This is a genomic window from Vibrio sp. 10N.247.311.51, from assembly GCF_041467855.1.
In the GTDB taxonomy this organism is placed as follows: Bacteria; Pseudomonadota; Gammaproteobacteria; order Enterobacterales; family Vibrionaceae; genus Vibrio; species Vibrio coralliirubri.
Genome location: NZ_JBFSVK010000009.1, coordinates 1 through 19,709 on the forward strand (window position 1 = coordinate 1; position 19,709 = coordinate 19,709).

Here is a 19,709-nt window from a genome sequence, read left to right on the forward strand (position 1 = left end):
GTGCCTAACAAGCCACGAAGCCTTTAAATATGGGCATGTACGTGAATTTTCCCTACACTGATACGCCTTCCGCTTTTCCATCAGCTTGGCCTGTAAAGGTCTCAACGTATTTGATGGAGTCAGGCACTAAATCGACTGAGATCTCTTCTTTAATTTCGCGAACCAGTGCTTGCTCATCACTTTCGCCAGCTTCACGCTTACCACCCGGTAGGTAGAACAGTTCTTTGCCTTTTGATCTCACCATCAACAGCTTGCCGTCTTTGATGAATATCCAAGCCAGCTTATCAATTACCTTATGCATGTCGTTAGACCTTATTTCTGTTTTAGTTCTCGTTATTACTGAATCTAGCCACACCATTAGTCGCGACCAAACAAAGCCTGGGTATGTTACACGTTGGAATGAATATACTCTATTGAATCGAATTGGAAATATCATCGGCAAAACGAAAAATGACAGCGTTCGAGACAATGCTCGTCAACTGTCATTGGCGTTGTTTACGGATTACTTTCTAGTTGTTCGTAGATAGAATCAATCGACTAGCCACTTAAGCGCAGAGTCATGGTCTTCGAATGACTTAATCTCACCAGACACAAACCAGCTCCCTACTTTTGAAGCGAATTCTTGCCAGCTTTTATCACCATAAATCGCGATTTTGTCTATCTTCGAATTGAGCTCTAATCCCAGTTTGAAATCATCCCAAGCAGCACGTAACTCCCAACCCGTTAAGGTAGAGATGTCGACCAGCATCTTGAGTTTAGATGAATCGAGTTCTTCTAGCGTGGTATTTAGAATTGGCATCATTGCTTGATAGTCATCGTGTGTGAGTTTGCCTTTTGCTTTAAACACAACGATGGTCTCACCGCTAACACGTTCAATTCCAACCGATATTCCGTGACGTTCGATACTCATAATCTAGCCCTCATAGTGGAAACTAGAGTTAGCTTAGAGGATCAAACAACAAATATATGAGAGGTTGACGTCAAAACGGATAAGCACTTTATCTGGGCTTAATATCAGAGAGTTAATCGCGCTTCTCCAACAGTTCACTTAGGCTTTGAACTTGCACGATACGCGGATGCTGTGACCTAAGCTCAACTCCTTCCGTGTTCAACCACACCGCGTGCAAACCCGCTTCAAGTGCTGGGTAAATGTCTTTCTCTAAGGTGTCGCCAACCATGGTGATGTCTTGTGGTGCAACACCGAGTTTGGAAATGATGGCAGGATAGAACCCCGACTCGAACTTAGAAAAGCCAATGCTCGCCTTACAAAAGTAACCCAAGATATATTGAGACAGGCCAACACGCTCGAAGGCACTAATGATGTCGGCTTTACTGGAATCACCAGCATTGGTGGCAACGTAGACTTGATGATTTTTGGAGAGTTCAGCCAGTAATGCACGAGCACCACTCACTTCTTGTACGGTTTCCCAGTCACACATCTTCCCTTGTGCGTCTGGGAAATCGACCATCAGCGTATTACCCCAGTCGAATAAGACTACTTCTGTTAATTCGATTAGCTTTGTCATCTTGCCTCCTGCATACGATGAATTATCTAGTATTTAAGCGAGCCTATAAAAACTTCTCGATCAGGATCTCGTCAAAGTACTGGTCACCAATCTTACCGTGTTTTTTAGCCGTTCCGACGATGTCAAAACCTTGCTTAAGGTATACCGCTAACGCGCGCTCGTTGTCTGCTCTTACATAGGCGAACAGCTTTTCATAACCTTTGGCTTTGGCTGCTTTAAATGTGTAATCAAACAACTGTTTTGCAACGCCCTGCCCACGGCTATTTGCATCAACATAAGTGCCAATAATACCAACGTGGTCAAAGGCCTTAGTGTAAGTAGCAAATGGTTCTACATTCTGAAAACCAAGTAACTGGTTGGTCGTTTCGTTGACTGCAACGCTAAACACACCACGTTTTGGGAACGACTCAATGAATGCCTTTTCTTCATTAACAGTAAAAGTTTGGTCCAAGATTGTATAACGCGCTTCGATAATGATTGGATTTAATACATCAATAATGCCTTGTGCATCTTCTACCGCGACCTCTCTGATTGTTAAGCTCATACTTCTCTACCTTTTTATTGCTTTGGGCAGATTCTATCGCTATATACCATCCCTTTGATAGGACAGAATGTTGTCGAAGGCGATATCAAAGTAGAGTTCGTAGCTATTTTGTTCAACATAGCCCAAATGTGGAGTCGCAGTGACGTTTGGTAAGGACAGTAGCGGTTCGGAGTCTGTTATCTTGCTTTAGTCAAAGACACCTAAAGTGCCAAGACTTCCGATTCAACACACACGCGCTGGGGCTTCACTATTGATAAACCACTTTGAAACGCTCCAACATAAGTAACATGTCTTCACTTGGTGAGATCTTGAGCTCTTCACATTCACGTGAGAAGAAATTCCAGTGAGCTTCTCTCCACCATTCGAGTGATTTGTCACCCTCGCCTTCTGCAGCAGCAAACTCAGCGGTCACTTCGTTGTATTTGCACGACGACACCGACGTGATCTCAACAATGCAAACAGGCTTGCCATCCCAATCGGTGACGACTTGCAAGTGACCAACTACTGGTCTCGTCTCTCCTTCATGGCTGTACCAATATTCAAGGCTGCAAGACGCCTGTTTTTCGCCCTTAAGAATCAACTGCGCACAAAGGTTGGCGTTGTACTCGTCGGCGCAGTAATAATCAGCACTAAAGGAGGTGTATTGCGAGGCAACGTCTGCTGGCAATGTGTTGAGGTAACTATCAAGATAAGCTTTGCTTCTTTCTTCCATGATCTTTCCAAATTCAATATGAGCTTGAGCCGATAAAGACTTATAGATTAAGCATCTGGCTGCATTGGGAGTAACCTATCAAGTCAGGTTATTGCTGTAAACCGAGTGAATATCAAAGTGTGGGCTGAGAAAGAAGAATATCGGAAGGATTTCGAGGCCAATACAAGTAGATCCAAAAAGTAAAAGAAGAGCCAAAAACAGCTTTAGTGTGTGCTTTTAGCTCTGAATATCTCGTTAATAGTCGCTCGTAATTAGCAGGATATTAACGGTTCAAGAAGTCGACCGCTTTGTCTGGGAAGTCAGTAAACACACCATCGACTTTGACTTGGTTGTAGAAGACATCCAACATACCATCAAAGTTATCAGCATAAGCTGGGATTCTTCCTGGGTCGGCACGGAACGTGTACGGGTGAACATCTAAGCCCGCGTCTTTTGCTGATTTCATTAACGGCTTAATAATGATGTTTTCTTTGGTTGATGCATCATCCACCAACATTGGCTTCCAAGGGCCGATTCCTTCTGCATAAGTCGCCACTTTTTCCATGCCACCAGCTTCAAACATCCAGTCGTAACTGTACGGCGTTGCTTTGTCATCTAGGTACGTCATGGTTTCATTCCAATCTGTATAGGCCATCAACTGAACGAGCTTAAGATCCATTTCCATCACTGGCATGAGCTCATCGTTAATGCGCTGAAGTTCATTGGCGTCGAAACACTGCAAATACACTTTGTCGTCTTTCGATAAATACCCATATTGTTGCAAGGTCGCAAGTACCGCTTTAGAGATGTCTTTGCCTTCGTGGCGATGGAACCAAGGTGCTTTGATTTCTGGGTAGATACCCACGTTATAACCAAGGGTCTTATTCAAGCCTTGGATCAGCTCGATTTCTTCAGCAAAGGTAGCGACACGGAAATCAGACTGCCACATTGGGAAGCGCGTTGGGTACCCTGCTACTCTGTTACCTTGTTCATCTAGGTTAAAGCCTTCGGTCACTTTCAGGGATTTGATCTCAGCAAGCGTAAAATCAATTGCGTAGTAACGGCCATCTGCACGAGCGCGTGTTGGAAAGCGATCCGCGACATCGGTGACTCGGTCTAGATAGTGATCATGCAAAACCACCAATTGGTCGTCTTTGGTCATCACGACATCTTGTTCGATGTAGTCAGGTTTCATCGCATAAGCGAGCGCTTTAGCGGGCAATGTGTGTTCAGGCAAATATCCAGAAGCACCGCGATGCGCAATCACTAAAGGATCGGCGAATACATTTGCAGATAAGCTTAGTGCTAATAAGGTCAGAGACAGTGACGTTGTTTTCATTATTGTTTTCCTTGATAAAACAGAAGCAGGATATACCTGCCTCTGTTGTTATTTATAGATGTGATTCAGTAAATACACTACTGAGCTAGCGCTTCTTTCTCTCGTTCGAGATCTTTTTGTTTGTGGTGAGCACGCTCACCTAAGAAGGCGTAAAGCAGACAGATGATTGAAGCCACACAAGCGCCGACCAAAATAATGAAGCCGCCATCCCAACCGTAATGGTCAACCATAAAGCCGAGTATTGCGTTCGCAGCAACCGCGCCACCTAAGTAACCAAACAAACCTGTTAGACCAGCAGCTGTACCCGCTGCTTTCTTAGGTGCAAGTTCCAGTGCATACAAACCAATCAACATTACAGGACCATAGATAAGGAAACCAATCGCAACCAATGCCAACATATCAACCGTTGGGTTACCTGCTGGGTTCAACCAATATACCAATACAGCGACTGTCACTAGCACCATGAACAAGATACCTGCTGGTGCACGTCGGCCTTTGAATAACTTATCTGAAATCCAACCACACAATAACGTGCCAGGAATACCAGCCCACTCATACAGGAAGTAAGCCCATGATGATTTATCTACTGAGAAGTCTTTTGCTTCTTTTAAATAAACCGGAGCCCAATCGAGTACGCCATAACGGATAAGGTAAACAAACGCGTTAGCAATCGCGATTGACCACAACAGCTTGTTAGAGAAAACGTACTTGAAGAAGATCTCTTTCGCCGTCATTTCTTTCTCATGAGACGTATCGTAGTCGTCTGGGTAATCGTCTTTGTGTTCTTCAATCGGTGGTAACCCACAAGATTGAGGCGTATCTCTTACGGTAAACCAAACAAAGATAGCAACGAGAGTGGCAAAAAATGCAGGAACATAAAAAGCGGTTCGCCAATCGTCGTTAAAAGCCCACAGCCCCAACAAGAACATTGGACCAATCAAACCGCCACCCACGTTGTGAGCAACGTTCCATACCGACACGATCTCACCACGTTCTTTACGTGACCACCAGTGAACCATGGTTCGCCCACAAGCTGGCCAACCCATACCTTGGAACCAACCATTCAAGAACAGCAGAATAAACATCGCAGTGATGCTGCCTGTTGCCCAAGGCATAAAGCCAAAGCAGAACATCACCAGTGCCGACATTAACAAGCCACCGCTGAGGAAGTAACGAGGATTAGACCGGTCAGAAACACTGCCCATTAAGAACTTAGATAAGCCGTAAGCGATAGATACCGCCGCTAATGCAACCCCTAGCTCTCCGCGGCTAAAACCTTGTTCAATGAGATAAGGCATCGCCAAACTAAAGTTTTTACGGACTAAGTAGTACCCCGCATAGCCAACGAAGATACCGAGAAACAGCTGCCATCGTAGTCGTGTGTAGGTGCTATCAATCTTATCTGATGACAAGCGATCGATATGCGCCATAGGTTTGAATATTCCAAACATAGGAACCTCATGTTATTGGGCGAAGGAAGAATTAAAATGCTCGAACGAAAAAATTTAGCGCTCATTCGAAATCAAGGGAATTGTATGTGCTTCAGGATTAATTTCTGTGATAGAGGTAGTTATTAACAAAAAATAACTTTAAATACAGCATATTAGTTTCATTTAATTAGACTGCGCTTCATATTTTTGTTGGTGTTGTTCTTCAGTGCTGAGTTCGCTTGTACAGAAAACCACCTTTCGAGTGAGCAAATATCGAACCTTTCAAACAAGGATATGCAATTAAGTTAAACAATTGTAAACAGAACCAACCTCTTTGCGCCCAATTAATGTGAATAGATAAGTCGTACATCGCCATCAGCAATGCGTATAACTAACAATACATAGCCAATGGTGATGTTTTGTATTTCTTTCCGTTTATTTATCGAACTAGGCAGGTTGTTTATTGTACATCTCAAGCGATGCAGCAATGTCTATACACAAGGCGTGTACCCATCACCTAGTAGTGAGGTTAGTCAGTGAGCATCTTACGAATTCAACAAACGTTAGGAAATATCATGAACAAATCACTTATCGCACTCGTTCTTACTACTGTTTTAGCAGGTTGTTCATCTGGCGGTGGTTCAGAACCAGCACAACCTCAATTTGATGGCGACTATGGTTTCGAAAATATTGACCCAGGTTTTGGACTAGACGATTCAGATAACGATGGTGACTATGAGAATCCAGATCCGAACTATGGCAATGATGCTCCTACTCTTAAAGACAAAATCGCTCAAGCTGATTTAGGTTTTGTTCATATCCCTGAGTTGGGAGACATTCCTTTCTTTAACCGAGATGACAGCGATGCACATGTCTCAGCCGTTCGAGAGCAGGTTAGCGACGAGCACACTCTCTACAGCATCTACGTGGATGATAAACGTGTTGGTGAAATCATCATTCGTGACAACTATGTGACGGTTAGCTCTGGAGACAAGATGATCTCTGGCCAAAAAGATTCCATCACTTATGCGGACGATGATTACACCTTTTGGACAGTTCGAGACACTAACGGCAATGTAGTTGGTGACTTTAAGCGTCTCGACGATGGTGTTTGGGTGTTCCGTGAAGAAATGAACCGTGAGACTTTTGTAGTTAAGTATCACGACGGTCAGTGGAACTTCATCCCTGTCGCAGACATTAAAAACAAGGTCAAAGACAACTTACCGTCGCAAGCGCAAGCCACCAAAGTGCGAGCAAAAATGCAGGTTAATAAGCTACGTACTTTGAAGTAATACTTATCACCAATCCCATATCAAAAAGGCATCCTCAAATCCAAGAGGATGCCGCTCAAGCACAACCAAGAAAACACAACTAAAAAGCTCAAGGAAGATCCGGACTAGGTTACTAATCTACTGGCATTCGATAGTGTGAATTTGCCGATATTTTGTATACATAAGCGAGAGATCCAATGACCATCAAAAAGCTTCCCCTTCTGACATTAGCCGCTGTCTTGCTGTTCACTATGTCTAACGCACAAGCCTATGAACAAAACCAAGAAGAAACTGCGATTACATTTGGTCTATCGGCTGAACGTGGGTGGAGAGATTGGTCTGCTTCTTACATCAAATATCGCGGTCCGGGAAGCATAGGTTATGGCATTGAGTTTACCCGCTCAGCTTATAACGAAGATGAAGACTCGTACGAATACAAGCAACGCGACAACGAATATCAGTTTCAAGCACCGATTGGTATCACCGAAAACTTGTACATCACCCCAGGTTACGGGATTAAGCGTACCCACACGGACGTCACTATAGATAGCCATGAGTTCTCTGACAGCTCAACCAAACAAGTTGGTGGCTTAGATGCAACCTACATTATGGACAGTGGCTTTGTTGTGACCGCAGGTTTCGATAAAGCAGAAGGTGAAGATTTGGAGTTCTCGATTGGTGCAGGTATCGCTTGGTAAAGGTAATAGCTCAATAGATTTGAAAAACAAAAAGGGTCTAGATTTCTCTAGACCCTTTTAGGTAATAACGCTTGGTGGCTCGATATGATCGAGTTACACGAAGTGATTATGCGTCGATGTAAAAAGCTTCTACCGTGCCTTTTAGAGTAATAAGCATTGGCTGACCAAAACGATCTAGCGCTTTTGGAGAAGGGATCTTAACCCAACCTTCGCTGATGCAGTATTCTTCAACATCAGTACGCTCTTTACCATTTAGACGAATGCCGATTGGGTATTCGAAACACTCAGCAACGTGGTGTGGGCTGCGTGGGTTACCTGCAAGATGATCTGGTAAAGCTGGTCTTGAATTAGTATCGCTCATGTTCATTACCTGTATGTACGTAAATAAAAAAAGTGCGTCATTCTAGTCAATATAGGCTTTGTGCTCAACAACTGCTGCAATAAATCGTCTTGATCGTTTTAATCAACAGCTAGTTGTTTGATTTAAAGGCGATATCGACATGAGTTCCAACGAAAATTTAACAGGTTTATGCGTTATAGATGAAAGGGAGAAGTTCATCACTCAAACGGCAGATAACCTAATATCTGACTTTAATCTTAGTTTATCGATTAAGCTCAATACTCATCACTTTATGGTTCGGTTCTGATTCGATATCGACAACTGACCAACCTAGCCCTTGGTAGAGTCCCATGATATTGGTGTACGCGTAGAGTTGAGTTTGCACTGCAGAAGATACTTGTCTGACACCACGATTAATCAGTTCACTCGCAATACCTTGACCGCGCCATTGAGTATCAACATAAACAGCATTAATCCAAACCACATCCCGCACTTGATGAGGTTCCTGAAAATGGGAATATGCCAAGCCACCAATGACCACATTATCGCGAAGTACTACTATTACTGGAGGGAGTTGTACGCAGTCTTTATAGGTATCTTTAAACTTGAAATCAGACCATTCACTTTGAAACAAGCGCTCTAATTCACTCCAATATGGCGAGCTTTCATCGCAATTTCTAAAGATTACTTTCTGCATGTCTTTCCATCCTTTGAAGGGCTAATACGGCCATCCTAGCCTTGGTTTATATCAGTGTAGGTAAAGTTACTCTTCTTCGTCGTAATCGTCTGCAGGGTCTTGATTGATCTCTTCACCACACCCTAAGCATTCGGCTTGCAAATCTGTTGGCATGACAATAATCAAACCACAATGGGGCATAAATCTCCTTGTTGATACATCCTGCTATCCCTTCTACTTCATGGTTATTGCTTAGGGTACTTTTGCTTACTCGCTTCTAACCAGTCATGGATGACTTGGCGAGCGGACTCCGATGGCGGTGCATTTCGTTTTCCGCAGATTTGATCAATCTCAAACGGAAATGCTTTGCTCGGGACGCGACGTAAACCTATGGTTAAACGCTGAGGTTTGAGCATGCGGAACACCACATAGCGATCGCTCATGATTCGGTTGTGATACACACCAATACAGTGCTTCTGCTCTATGCCTTCGTGTTCAAGATCGTAATAATCCGTAAGCGGATGAATGTTGTCATTACCGAGTAAAGGAACGGGATAAGGGATGTCTTTATCCATTGGGCGATTACCCTCCAAACGACGTAATTGGCGTTGCTCCGTCCAGCGGTCATGGAGTTGTTCAAACATCGCAAAAGAGTTCTGACTGGTAATGGCGCGCAGTGGATCATCCATCTCTAAATCTTGGCCTAGCAATATCGCATCTTGAAACATCGCCATCTTCGACGGTGCGTTAAGTCTGCCCTCTTCCACCATCGCAATCCCTAATCGACTACCGGTTAGAAATGGATGAACTTGGTCCAAACGCAGGGCTGTGTATCCAACTTTTGAGTAATGCTTAAACTTAAGAACTCGTCTTTGCAGTGGCTCGAGAATGCGAACAATGTGGTCGAGTTCATCACCAACATTGTAATGAAGCTCTAGCTTGTCGATGAATTTGAGTGTCGCCTTGCTGCCGTCTAAGCCCAACTTGGTAAGGATCTTCTTCTGCCCTAAGCGACTTAGTGCCAGTGCTTTCTTGTTGTCGACACTGTATTTCATGCAGATCAAAGCCAAAATAACAGGCCTTAATTCAAGCAATTGCTCGGCTTCATAAGTATTCGCAGCAAGCCACAACATCTGGTATTGGTATTCTGGAAAGTCGTCGGTGATTTCACGATAACGCGCAGGCAATGAGTCTAACCAACGACCATTCACGTCAAACTGTTCAACAAGGTTGAGGCTCAGTCCAATGCCCCCATCAAGCGGTCGTCTACCATCTTCAAACACATGATAGCCGACGAGCTTTTGAGACCAATCTCGGATCTCAATGTCGTAGTCAAAACCTAATGTTCGAGTGGGAATGGTTAGTAGTGCTGTCATTGATGCCTCTTCGTTATTGGCGCATTGAACTATCAAGCCTATCTAACAGCATAAGCTAGCGCTTCAACCACTATATCAACCTTTTGTAAATTTCTTATCAATCAAAGCGATATAAATAAGATAGTGCTTAGAAGAACATTGAATGATGATTTTACGGAATATGAGATCTCTTCGATATCATTTGCGTCAACAGAAACTATGCTTGTTACATAACTCACAACAAGAGGCTTTAATTATGGATTACCGACATATTCTGGTCGCACTTGAACTGTCTGACGACACCAAGATTCTCATTGATAGAGCGACCTTCTTCGCTGATAAACTGGAGGCTGGCATTTCATTTGTTTATATCGATGGTACGCATGGAGAAATTTATCCAGAGCTCGTTGATATTCAGGGAAATGACGGTGATTTACCCATCAATGAAGATGCCGTTAAGCATTTGAAAGAGTTTGAAGCCTACGCCAAACACCCAATTAAGCACATTTTCGTGGGAACGGGTGATTTGAACGATAAGCTCAAAAATGCCATCGAAGCAAATGGCGTTGACCTATTGCTGTGTGGCCATCACCATGATTTTTGGCATAAGCTCATCTCCCATTCTAAACAGATCATCGATACTTCCCCTATCGATATTCTCGTTGTTCCTATGGAATAAATGCTGCAGTTCGACACTCAAAAATAGCCTGTATTGCCAACCTCTATCGGTATTATTGGTTGGCTTAATACCCTCTTCAACACCCTGAACCTGACCGAAATCTGCTATTTCCCACTTAGAATAGTCATTTGTGATCTTGTCAGCCTATCAACTCGTAAGCGTCTAATAATTAACAAATCGCCGAGTGAAAGTAATGAAAAAGATTGGTCTGTATCTTTTTACAAACGACTTAAGAATCAACGACAATGCGCTACTTTACCAAGCAAGCCAAATCGTCGATGAGCTCGTATGTGTCGTCGTTGAACCGGTTCTGTCGCACTACTCTTCACTGTTCGCCCAAGAACAACAATACGGCGCTCACCGCACAGCTTTCATTTCACAATCGATAAGCGATCTTAAGATTAACCTGAGCGGCCTAGATCAAACACTCATCGTCCTTAAACAAGACCAAGATAAAAGCGATAACGTCAAAGATTCGCTCAACGAGATTATCTCTGACCTAAACGTCACTCACTTGTTTGCAAATGTTCATGGTGGCTACGACGAGCAACAGCTAGTGCAATCAACGTTGGCTGACTGCCCGAACTTAACTGCGATTCAAACTCATAACTCGACTCTGTTTGAGCTCGATGACTTCCCTTTTACGTTAGACAAGTTACCCCGCTCGTTTACCAAGTTCAGAAAACTCATCGAACACTTAGTCGTCGATACTCAAAGTTTGACCATAACGACGTTACCACCAGCACCAGACCTAACGATAACGTCACACTGTCACTCAAAAGCCTCACTTTTTATGACGAACGATTTGACGAGCGAGCAAAGCTTCAAAGGCGGTGAAACATCAGGGTTAGTGCATCTCGACCACTACTTCTCACACGATTACGCGTGCCGCTATAAACAGACAAGAAATGCATTGGACGGCATCGAGAACTCGACCAAGTTTTCACCGTGGCTCGCATTAGGTTGTGCCTCACCAAAAACAATCTGCAGACACCTCTCGCGATTTGAGTCGCATCATGGTTCCAACGATTCAACCTACTGGATCTATTTCGAGCTGTTGTGGCGAGAGTATTTTTATTGGAAGAGCATGGCGTTGAAATCATCGCTATTTTCGGGCTCATCCATAAACCCCGTCATAGAAGAGAATAGCAATCAATCGGCAAGCCTTAATTTTGCCAAGTGGAAGAGCGGTAACACCAACTACCCGATTGTCGATGCATGTATGCGCCAACTTAATGCAACTGGCTACATGTCCAATCGCGGAAGGCAGTTAGCCGCAAGCTGTTTGATTTACGAGTTGGGCGTCGACTGGCGACACGGCGCTGCCTATTTTGAAAGCCAGCTTGTCGACTATGATGTGGCATCTAACTGGGGAAATTGGGCTTATATCGCCGGAGCTCTCAATCAACAAATCCACAACAATCAAACTAAAAACCAATCACAACCTAAATCACGCCATTTTGATTTAACTAAGCAGACTGAAATGTACGACCCAGACCATGCCTTCATCAATCAATGGACAGGCGGTAACGCAGTCTCAACAAACCTCACGAACCAGGACGCATTATGAAATTTAAAACGGTACGACTTGTATTAGGAGACCAGCTAAACATAGAGCACTCATGGTTTCAACAAGTTGACGATGACGTTATTTACATCATTGCTGAGCTCAAACAAGAAACGGATTATGTTGCATCTCACGTTCAAAAAGTGGCCGCGTTTTTCTGTGCGATGGGTTGCTTCGCTAACGAACTCAAAGAACAAGGTCATCAAATACTACACCTTACTCTTGACGACACAACGCAATTTGAAAACCTAGACACACTTCTAAAGCACTATGTACACGAATTCGGCGCAGAGAAATTCGAATATCAAAGGCCAGATGAATATCGCCTTTTAGAGCAGATGAACAAGCTCAAGCTAACCAATGCGACCAAAGGTTGTTGTGATACAGAACACTTCCTCTTTCCATTCGAGGAGATCGAACAACAGTTTCCGAAAGACAAACACATCATGATGGAACACTTCTATCGCCGAATGAGAAAGCGTTTCGACATTTTGCTAGAAGACGGAAAGCCCGTTGGCGGCAAATGGAATTACGACGCGAACAATCGAAAGAAACTCAAGAAACAAGACATCGAAAACCTGCCTCAGCCTTTGATGTTTACCAATGACATAACCGACATTTTGCAGCGTATCGAGCGCCACCAAGTGCAAACCATTGGTCAAGTCGGTAGCCAGTTATTATGGCCGGTGAACCGCGCACAAAGTTTGTCTCTGCTCGCTCATTTCTGCCAAGTTTGCTTACCGTTATTTGGGCAGTTTCAAGATGCGATGACTGCAGAGCACGACTCTAAATGGAGCTTGTACCATAGCCGTATCTCGTTCTCCCTGAACAGTAAACTGCTGAGCCCTAAAGAAGTGATTGATGCAGCACTGTCGGCCTACCAAGCATCCAGTCATCGAGACTGTTCACCAGATAAAGCAAGCATCGACATTGCACAGGTCGAAGGGTTTGTACGCCAAATACTGGGCTGGCGAGAATACATACGCGCCGTCTATTGGGCGAATATGCCTGCTTACGCCAATAAAAATCATTACTCCGCAAACAATAACCTGCCCCATTACTTTTGGGACGGACAGACCAATATGAACTGCATGAAGCATGCGATTGACCAGTCTCTTGAGTTTGCTTACGCGCACCACATCCAAAGGTTAATGATAACTGGCAACTTCTGTTTAATCACAGGCATAGACCCTGACCAAGTAGACAGTTGGTACCTCGGTATTTACGTCGACGCAATTGAGTGGGTTGAAATGCCAAATACGCGAGGTATGGCACTGTTTGCAGATGGCGGGATCGTCGGAACCAAACCATACTCTGCCAGCGGTTCCTATATCAACCGCATGAGCGACTACTGCAAAGGCTGTCACTACAAGATAAAAGAACGCAGCGGTGAACAATCTTGCCCTTTCAATAGCTTGTATTGGCGCTTTATGAACCAGCACCGCGATGCGTTAAACCGCAACCCACGCATGGGCATGTTATATCGCTCTTGGGACAACATGGACGAGCAATCACAACAAGCGATTCTCGATACCGCTGAACAACGAATCACAAACTTGGAGAACTTATAATGGTGGAGCAACTCAGATTACACATATTGGTGGTCGGTGGGAGCGGCGGTATTGGTTTCGCTGTGGTTAAACACCTATTATCTGAGCTCTCTCGGTTTGACTTTCTTGATGTGCATGTAGACGCGACTTACCACTCTCAACAGCCGGAACTAGAAAACAATCGCTTGAGCTGGCACAAAGTCGACGCCACCGACGAAGCTGATATTAAGCGCTTGAGTTCTGAGTTTGACCAACTTGATTGGTTGATTAACTGCGTGGGTATGCTCCACACTCCAGATCTTGGACCGGAAAAGAACTTGTCGTCCATCGACCCTGAGTTTTTCCTCAAAAACATCTCTGTGAATACCCTACCCAGCTTGTTATTGGCAAAGCACTTCACGCCGATTCTTAAAGCGAGTGACAATCCAAAATTCGCTGTGGTATCCGCAAAGGTTGGCAGTATTTCAGACAACAGATTAGGCGGTTGGTATAGCTATCGCTCTTCGAAAGCAGCCCTAAACATGTTCATCAAAACCATGTCGATTGAATGGCAACGCACCATAAAGAAAGGCACCGTGTTGGCTCTGCACCCGGGTACAACAGACACAGCTCTATCGAAGCCTTTTCAGACCAATGTCCCTGAAGGCAAGTTGTTTGAGTCGAGCTATGTCGCCCATCAGTTAGTCGATATCATTCGCACTGCCACACCGGACAAAAGTGGGCACTTCTACGCTTATGATGGCGAGCAGTTAAATTGGTAGTTAATACCAGTGGACGTCTTTCATTAGTGCTAAAAAAGAAAACCCAACAGAGTTGAGGCTCTATTGGGTTATTTTTTGAAAGAGCGCCTCTGTTTTATAAGGCGTTTGGTTGATATCTAGCTAAAGATCAAAACTGATCATCGCGATTACTCAGCCCAATTGAACTTGCTATCGTCGACACCTTCTTTCTCTTCTTTCGCACGTTCACGTCGGTGTTGTTCTTCAATTCGCGCAGCGTCTATCTCTTGCATGATGGCTTCGATATCAGCCAAGTCGTCCGTTTCCGTAAACTCACCCGTTAGCTTGCTGTCTGGCTTCAAGTCGCCTTTCTCGTACAGCGCCCACATTTCCTTGGCATACTCGGTTTTCGCCAATTCAGGAGCAAACTGAGCGTAATAATCACGGATGTTATTGATGTCACGAGCCAGCATCCACTCAGCGTTGTTGTTCGCCGAAGCGTCAACCGCTTGCGGTAGATCGATAATCACTGGGCCGTATTCATCAACCAGTACGTTGAACTCAGACAAGTCACCATGGATCAAACCAACACACAGCATTTTAACTACGTAAGTCATCATCACAGCGTGGTCTTCGATCGCTTGCTCTGCAGACATCACGACATCGTTCAAACGTGGCGCAACGTAACCATCATCGTCAGTAACCAGCTCCATAAGCAGCACGCCATCAAAGCAACCATAAGGCACAGGCACACGAACGCCCGCTTCTGCCAGTTTGTATAAGGCATCCACTTCGGCACTTTGCCAAACCTTTTCTTGTTGTTCACGACCAAAGCCAGAGCCTTTTTCCATCGCTCGAGCACGGCGGCTATTTCGGACTTTTCGGCCTTCACGATACGCGGTCGCTTTTTTAAAGCTGCGTTGGCTAATTTCCTTATATACCTTGGCACAACGGATCGTATCGCCGCAGCGTACAATGTACACCGATGCTTCTTTGCCACTCATGAGTTGGCTTGTCACCTCGTCGACTAAACCATCGTCAACTAAAGGCTGTATTCTTTTAGGTATCTTCATGCCGCCTTTATACATCACTTATCTTACAGATAGAAATATTAACTTGAGAAATGAATGACGAAACGATTAAAGGATCATCAAAATGATGACAAAGGAAGGAAATATTGGAGTTAGTGGGTTTAGAGCGTGAGGATTGAGCTGATCTATTCAAGAGTATGAAGACTCAGATTTATTACGACGACAACGTTCAGAACAGTAGATCACGTCATCCCAACAGCGCTGCCATTTTTTACGCCATGCGAAAGGCTTTTGGCAAACAGGACATGTCTTAGTCGGTAGATGGGGCTTTTTGTGCATGGCCGTTTCCTTCTTGAAGCATCCACTTCCTGCGTTTACTAGAGATTCCCTATTACGCTCGTGACTCACTTTAGGGAATGACGGCGTAGTGATTTATGACAACTCCCGACTCCGTCATCCTCGAGAAGGAGGAACGACTGAGTCGGGGATCTGCTGTATCAATGGCAAAGCTGGATTCCCTATTGCGTTCGTACCTCACTTTAGGGAATGACGATAATGAATACAGCTAAATCTAAGTCACAACCTTGTACTGTTTCTCCATCTCACTCACACCTAAACCAGAGTGTTTTGTCACTTTAAGCTGAACGGGTACTCGCTCTTTCAGTGCTTCAACGTGGCTAATGACACCGATCATCTTGCCTGATGCATTCAAGTTATCTAACGCGTTAAGGGCAATGTCCAATGTGTCACTATCCAGCGTGCCGAAGCCTTCATCTAAGAACAGAGAATCAATACTGGTTTTGTAGCTCACAAGATCAGAAAGCGCTAATGCCAACGCCAAGCTCACCAAGAAGCTTTCACCACCTGATAACGTCTTGGTATCACGCATCACATCGCCCTGCCATGTGTCGAGCACTTGCAGTTCTAAACCATCGTCGGCTTTGCGTTTAAGTTCGTAACGACCATGCAAACGTTGTAGCTGCTTGTTCGCAAGGTACACCAAGTTTTCCAACGTTAAACCTTGGGCAAACTTACGGAATTTATCGCCGTTCTTAGAACCGATAAGTGAGTTCAGACGTGAGATATCATCAAACTCGACTTGTTGCTCATCGATCTGCTTGAACAGATCTTGCTGATTGCTGCGGTTCTGGCTATCCGTTTCAAGATTGGCAGAAATTGCACCGATCTTTGTCGCATGGCTTTGTTGTGCGTTTTGACACTCAGTCGTCGCTTCTTCAACTTGCTGTTGGTCTTGCTCTTGCCATGCTTTCGCATTTTCGTGGTTTTGTAGATCCACTTGCGCCGCTTTGGCGGTATTCAACCTTGCTTGTGCACTGACAATCGCTTCGTCTAAAGACTTCTTCAGGCTTTGAAGTTGAGTTCTAACCTCTTCATCCAACAACGCCGCTTCAAAATTAGCCTCATCTTCGAATGGGCTCGTTTTCAGTGCTTCTAACCAAGCATTCGACGCTTGTGTGTAGCTGGATTGCTTACTGACTAACTCGTCCGAGAAACCAGTGTGTTTGGTTTGCTCGGTTCGATGTTCAAGTTCACTACGGTTAAGCACCAACTGCGTGGCATCAAATGCATTTACCGCGTCAGTGACTTTTTGCTTCATCGCATTGCTGGTGGCTTGAATATCTTTGTCACCAAACAACTCTGTTCGTTCAGCCGTTACACGAGTGAGTTCTGACACTAAAGACTCACTCTGTTGCGTCAGTGTCGCGAGCTCTTTCTCAACACTGCTTAGCTTGTCATCTAAGGTTTTCAATTCGGCATTTTGAGTAATCAGTTGCTTCTCAATATCGGCCTGTTGCTGTTTAGTTTGCTGCCATGTGCTTGATGCTTGTGATTTCGCAGTAAACCAATCATCGATATGTTCAAGTTCAGGCGCTTCGATAGAAGTTTGAACAATGCTCTCTTTCAAGTCGCTCCATTGCTGCTCTTTCGCTTGAGCTATTTGAGTCACTTGTTCGTTCGCGACTTGGTTTTGCTTATTCAGATCCGCTAAGCGATGCTCGGCCAACTCGAGATTCGATTGTGCCTTGTCAGCCATAACACTTACAGACAGGCGTTGTTTCTCAGCTTCAGCGTAATGCGCTTTAGCATCACCCAACGCTTTGAGTTGCTGCGCGCTCTGACTTAGTTGAAGTTCACACTGCTGAGCAAAGGTCGCGACTGTGGCTTCATTGCCTAAATCGTTAATCGTTAGTAGTGCCAATTCAGGAGCCGTGCCAACGAAATCCGATAAGCTCTGTTGAAGCTTGCCGACAACGCCTTGCCAATTCAATTGAGCCTGCTGAATATCCGCTTGAGCACGTTGAATGTCATCGTTAAGCGCTGCAATCATAGGGGCAAGAGAATCTAACTGCTGACGATGATCTTGGCCTTCTTTTTTGATAGCCGTTAGCTCTAGGTTTTCCCTATCTTTTTGAGCAACCAAATTTGCAATATCTTGCGACTGTTCAATCGAATGCTCTGTTGAACCACACAGTGGGCATTCAGACCCAGATTCTAGAGCTGCACGATATTTTGCTAATTCACCTTCTTGATCAATCAAACGCGTTAATCGTTCAAGCGAAGTCTCTCTCTCTTTATATCGCTCCACCAACACTTCACGCTCTTTCGAAAGCTTGTCAACCAACTGAGTGTTGGTTTGATGTGCCTGTGTTTTTGCGTGCAGCTGTTGCTGGGCATTTAGGAAACCACGATTGATCTCGAGTAATGAGTGGGTATTGCGGTTCCAAAACTCCAACAGATCTTTTTGCGCATTCAGCACTTGCTCACTGGTGTTGCCTTGCAATGCTTCCCACTGTTGCTTTGCACTACTCTCTACCAAAACCAACTCAGCTAAAGTTTTATCTTGCGTTGCTTTAGCTTCTTTCGCAGATCTGATGATCGTTTGCTGAGCATCAACCGCAGACAAAGCTTGCTTCGCTGAGTTCAACTGTTCTGAATGCTGACGCTCTAGAGTACGAACTTGCTCGACCTTTGCTTGCCATTGACCTAGGTATTTTTCCAGGTGTTGGTCAGCTTGATGCGTATTTAGGTACTCAGTGCAGAGTTGATCTTGTTGCTTCAGTGCATCTGTTTCTTGGACTAAACCAATCTGTTGATTACGCTGCTGCGTATGTTGCTCGTTTAGCGTATTCGCTGCATTAACGGCCGCAGTTTGTTTATCTTTGAGTACGACGATTTGGTTATCTAGCGGACGCACCAGATCGATGATCTTCTCTTGATCTTGTTGCTCGGTTTTTACCTGTTCGACAATCGCACTGCTTTGCGTCAGTTTAGTTTGCGCGTCTTGCTTCTCTGCATCACGAACGGCAAGTAACTTAGTGCTGTTATCTAAGTGAGCTTGAGTGGTGTTTATCTCTTGTTCGCAACGCTTTAAATCTTTGTGCATTGGACGCAGCTTTTCAGCCGGCTCACTGTTTGCCAAACGCTCTAATGAAGGTTGATTACGGTCTAGGTCATCTTGAGCTGTTTTAAGATCGTGATCACTGGTCGCAATAGTTTGCTCAGCTTTGGTCACGTCTTTCCACCAGCTTAGATGCGCTTGCCACTCTTTTAATTGCTCGGCTAAACGCTTCTGCTCAGCTTCTAGCGTTTCTCGTTCTGCGGTCAGCTCTTTGATTTGCTGTTCAGACAGTAAGCTCACACCTTCGGCTTTCGCTTTAAGGTGATTAAGCGACTCTTCACTCGACTTAAAATGATCGTAGATACGCTCTGAAATCAGGCTATAAACTTCGGTTCCCGTCAGCTCTTCAAGTAGCTCTGCACGGTCGTTAGCATTGGCATTTAAGAACGCCGCAAACTCACCCTGAGACAACATGATCGATTTAGTGAAGCGTGAAAAATCGAGACCTGTTACCTGCTCCACCAACTTGGTTTTCTTGGTCAGCATGGTTTCTAAGACTTTATCGGTGTCAGCATCGGCAAACTCACACGTTGGCGTTTGTAATGCGCCATCGTATTTTCCGCGCGCTCGCTTTTGGTGGAAGTTAGAGCGATACGTTTTGCCCTGCACTTCAAACTCCAGCTCAGCAAAACACTCACCCGTGCCACGCGTCATTAATTCATTGTTGCCTTTGGCAATGCTCTTCAAACGCGGTGTGCGGTGGAACAATGCCAAACAAATCGCATCAAGAATGGTTGTTTTACCCGCCCCTGTTGGGCCAGTAATCGCAAACAGACCATTTTCTGCAAACGGTGATTGGGTGAAATCGAGCTTCCAACGTCCTTTCAAAGAGTTCAGGTTTTCAAATTCTAGGCTTAAAATCTTCATACTGG

The 19,709-nt window shown here is 44.6% G+C and carries 18 protein-coding genes and 2 pseudogenes; 6 read left to right on the top strand and 14 right to left on the bottom strand.

Annotated features, from left to right (window positions below):
* Positions 1-55 precede the first annotated feature (55 nt).
* The 8 genes and pseudogenes from AB6E85_RS10190 to glpT all read right to left on the bottom strand — a co-directional run.
* A pseudogene (locus tag AB6E85_RS10190) lies at positions 56-301 on the bottom strand (NUDIX hydrolase); the annotation flags it as partial.
* Between the two features lie 228 nt (positions 302-529).
* Positions 530-910, bottom strand: coding sequence for an STAS/SEC14 domain-containing protein (locus AB6E85_RS10195; protein WP_017057365.1), 381 nt, complete (start codon positions 908-910; stop codon positions 530-532).
* Positions 911-1,022: 112 nt separating this feature from the next.
* Positions 1,023-1,526, bottom strand: a complete 504-nt coding sequence (locus AB6E85_RS10200) for an HAD family hydrolase (protein ID WP_372142509.1) — start codon at positions 1,524-1,526, stop codon at positions 1,023-1,025.
* A 43-nt stretch (positions 1,527-1,569) separates the two neighbouring features.
* On the bottom strand, positions 1,570-2,070 hold the full coding sequence (locus AB6E85_RS10205; protein ID WP_372142511.1) for an N-acetyltransferase family protein: 501 nt from the start codon (positions 2,068-2,070) through the stop codon (positions 1,570-1,572).
* A gap of 39 nt (positions 2,071-2,109) precedes the next feature.
* Positions 2,110-2,247 (bottom strand): annotated as a pseudogene (locus AB6E85_RS10210) (D-2-hydroxyacid dehydrogenase family protein); the annotation flags it as partial.
* Between the two features lie 70 nt (positions 2,248-2,317).
* Positions 2,318-2,782, bottom strand: a complete 465-nt coding sequence (locus tag AB6E85_RS10215; protein ID WP_372142513.1) for an ASCH domain-containing protein — start codon at positions 2,780-2,782, stop codon at positions 2,318-2,320.
* 262 nt (positions 2,783-3,044) lie between these two features.
* A complete protein-coding gene (glpQ, locus tag AB6E85_RS10220) occupies positions 3,045-4,100 on the bottom strand; it encodes a glycerophosphodiester phosphodiesterase (protein ID WP_372142515.1) in 1,056 nt (351 codons plus the stop codon).
* A gap of 77 nt (positions 4,101-4,177) precedes the next feature.
* A complete protein-coding gene (glpT, locus tag AB6E85_RS10225; RefSeq protein ID WP_052878355.1) occupies positions 4,178-5,551 on the bottom strand; it encodes a glycerol-3-phosphate transporter in 1,374 nt (457 codons plus the stop codon).
* Between the two features lie 554 nt (positions 5,552-6,105).
* On the opposite strand from glpT, the gene AB6E85_RS10230 reads away from it, so the two are divergent.
* Positions 6,106-6,822, top strand: coding sequence for a lipoprotein (locus AB6E85_RS10230; RefSeq protein WP_193841388.1), 717 nt, complete (start codon positions 6,106-6,108; stop codon positions 6,820-6,822).
* Positions 6,823-6,998: 176 nt separating this feature from the next.
* On the top strand, positions 6,999-7,499 hold the full coding sequence (locus tag AB6E85_RS10235; protein ID WP_050649996.1) for a hypothetical protein: 501 nt from the start codon (positions 6,999-7,001) through the stop codon (positions 7,497-7,499).
* A gap of 106 nt (positions 7,500-7,605) precedes the next feature.
* Here the strand turns inward: AB6E85_RS10235 and AB6E85_RS10240 are convergent, their stop codons facing one another.
* The 3 genes from AB6E85_RS10240 to AB6E85_RS10250 form a co-directional block, all read right to left on the bottom strand.
* The gene (locus tag AB6E85_RS10240) at positions 7,606-7,860 is read right to left on the bottom strand and encodes a DUF3297 family protein (protein WP_017059204.1); all 255 of its coding nucleotides are present in this window, start codon (positions 7,858-7,860) and stop codon (positions 7,606-7,608) included.
* 241 nt (positions 7,861-8,101) lie between these two features.
* Positions 8,102-8,536 carry a GNAT family N-acetyltransferase gene (locus AB6E85_RS10245; protein WP_193841389.1) on the bottom strand — a complete coding sequence of 145 codons (435 nt, stop codon included), beginning with the start codon at positions 8,534-8,536 and terminating at the stop codon, positions 8,102-8,104.
* A 224-nt stretch (positions 8,537-8,760) separates the two neighbouring features.
* The gene (locus AB6E85_RS10250; protein ID WP_372142518.1) at positions 8,761-9,891 is read right to left on the bottom strand and encodes a PcfJ domain-containing protein; all 1,131 of its coding nucleotides are present in this window, start codon (positions 9,889-9,891) and stop codon (positions 8,761-8,763) included.
* Positions 9,892-10,126: 235 nt separating this feature from the next.
* On the opposite strand from AB6E85_RS10250, the gene AB6E85_RS10255 reads away from it, so the two are divergent.
* The 4 genes from AB6E85_RS10255 (at position 10,127) to AB6E85_RS10270 (ending at position 14,427) form a co-directional block, all read left to right on the top strand.
* Positions 10,127-10,549, top strand: a complete 423-nt coding sequence (locus AB6E85_RS10255; RefSeq protein ID WP_017063967.1) for a universal stress protein — start codon at positions 10,127-10,129, stop codon at positions 10,547-10,549.
* 193 nt (positions 10,550-10,742) lie between these two features.
* Positions 10,743-12,119 (top strand): DASH family cryptochrome, encoded by a 1,377-nt coding sequence (locus AB6E85_RS10260; RefSeq protein ID WP_372142520.1) that lies wholly within the window; start codon positions 10,743-10,745, stop codon positions 12,117-12,119.
* Positions 12,116-13,687 (top strand): cryptochrome/photolyase family protein, encoded by a 1,572-nt coding sequence (locus AB6E85_RS10265; RefSeq protein ID WP_372142522.1) that lies wholly within the window; start codon positions 12,116-12,118, stop codon positions 13,685-13,687. The genes AB6E85_RS10260 and AB6E85_RS10265 overlap by 4 nt, the downstream gene beginning before the upstream one ends.
* A complete protein-coding gene (locus tag AB6E85_RS10270; RefSeq protein ID WP_372142523.1) occupies positions 13,687-14,427 on the top strand; it encodes an SDR family oxidoreductase in 741 nt (246 codons plus the stop codon). The genes AB6E85_RS10265 and AB6E85_RS10270 overlap by 1 nt, the downstream gene beginning before the upstream one ends.
* 146 nt (positions 14,428-14,573) lie before the next feature.
* Here AB6E85_RS10270 and AB6E85_RS10275 read toward each other — a convergent pair whose 3' ends face one another.
* The 3 genes from AB6E85_RS10275 to AB6E85_RS10285 all read right to left on the bottom strand — a co-directional run bounded on the left by AB6E85_RS10275 (position 14,574) and on the right by AB6E85_RS10285 (position 19,704).
* Entirely contained in the window at positions 14,574-15,458 is an 885-nt protein-coding gene (locus AB6E85_RS10275) for a PA4780 family RIO1-like protein kinase (RefSeq protein ID WP_081231109.1), read from the bottom strand.
* A gap of 147 nt (positions 15,459-15,605) precedes the next feature.
* Entirely contained in the window at positions 15,606-15,755 is a 150-nt protein-coding gene (locus AB6E85_RS10280; RefSeq protein ID WP_082153984.1) for a DUF2256 domain-containing protein, read from the bottom strand.
* Between the two features lie 232 nt (positions 15,756-15,987).
* The gene (locus AB6E85_RS10285; protein WP_372142524.1) at positions 15,988-19,704 is read right to left on the bottom strand and encodes an AAA family ATPase; all 3,717 of its coding nucleotides are present in this window, start codon (positions 19,702-19,704) and stop codon (positions 15,988-15,990) included.
* Between the last annotated feature and the right edge of the window lie 5 nt (positions 19,705-19,709).

Excerpts from the sequence above, each read along its gene's own strand:
- AB6E85_RS10195 (WP_017057365.1), bottom strand. The coding sequence starts at position 910 with ATGAGTATCGAACGTCACGGAATATCGGTTGGAATTGAACGTGTTAGC.
- AB6E85_RS10200 (WP_372142509.1), bottom strand. The coding sequence starts at position 1,526 with ATGACAAAGCTAATCGAATTAACAGAAGTAGTCTTATTCGACTGGGGT.
- AB6E85_RS10205 (WP_372142511.1), bottom strand. The coding sequence starts at position 2,070 with ATGAGCTTAACAATCAGAGAGGTCGCGGTAGAAGATGCACAAGGCATT.
- AB6E85_RS10215 (WP_372142513.1), bottom strand. The coding sequence starts at position 2,782 with ATGGAAGAAAGAAGCAAAGCTTATCTTGATAGTTACCTCAACACATTG.
- glpQ (WP_372142515.1), bottom strand. The coding sequence starts at position 4,100 with ATGAAAACAACGTCACTGTCTCTGACCTTATTAGCACTAAGCTTATCT.
- glpT (WP_052878355.1), bottom strand. The coding sequence starts at position 5,551 with ATGTTTGGAATATTCAAACCTATGGCGCATATCGATCGCTTGTCATCA.
- AB6E85_RS10230 (WP_193841388.1), top strand. The coding sequence starts at position 6,106 with ATGAACAAATCACTTATCGCACTCGTTCTTACTACTGTTTTAGCAGGT.
- AB6E85_RS10235 (WP_050649996.1), top strand. The coding sequence starts at position 6,999 with ATGACCATCAAAAAGCTTCCCCTTCTGACATTAGCCGCTGTCTTGCTG.
- AB6E85_RS10240 (WP_017059204.1), bottom strand. The coding sequence starts at position 7,860 with ATGAGCGATACTAATTCAAGACCAGCTTTACCAGATCATCTTGCAGGT.
- AB6E85_RS10245 (WP_193841389.1), bottom strand. The coding sequence starts at position 8,536 with ATGCAGAAAGTAATCTTTAGAAATTGCGATGAAAGCTCGCCATATTGG.
- AB6E85_RS10250 (WP_372142518.1), bottom strand. The coding sequence starts at position 9,891 with ATGACAGCACTACTAACCATTCCCACTCGAACATTAGGTTTTGACTAC.
- AB6E85_RS10255 (WP_017063967.1), top strand. The coding sequence starts at position 10,127 with ATGGATTACCGACATATTCTGGTCGCACTTGAACTGTCTGACGACACC.
- AB6E85_RS10260 (WP_372142520.1), top strand. The coding sequence starts at position 10,743 with ATGAAAAAGATTGGTCTGTATCTTTTTACAAACGACTTAAGAATCAAC.
- AB6E85_RS10265 (WP_372142522.1), top strand. The coding sequence starts at position 12,116 with ATGAAATTTAAAACGGTACGACTTGTATTAGGAGACCAGCTAAACATA.
- AB6E85_RS10270 (WP_372142523.1), top strand. The coding sequence starts at position 13,687 with ATGGTGGAGCAACTCAGATTACACATATTGGTGGTCGGTGGGAGCGGC.
- AB6E85_RS10275 (WP_081231109.1), bottom strand. The coding sequence starts at position 15,458 with ATGAAGATACCTAAAAGAATACAGCCTTTAGTTGACGATGGTTTAGTC.
- AB6E85_RS10280 (WP_082153984.1), bottom strand. The coding sequence starts at position 15,755 with ATGCACAAAAAGCCCCATCTACCGACTAAGACATGTCCTGTTTGCCAA.
- AB6E85_RS10285 (WP_372142524.1), bottom strand. The coding sequence starts at position 19,704 with ATGAAGATTTTAAGCCTAGAATTTGAAAACCTGAACTCTTTGAAAGGA.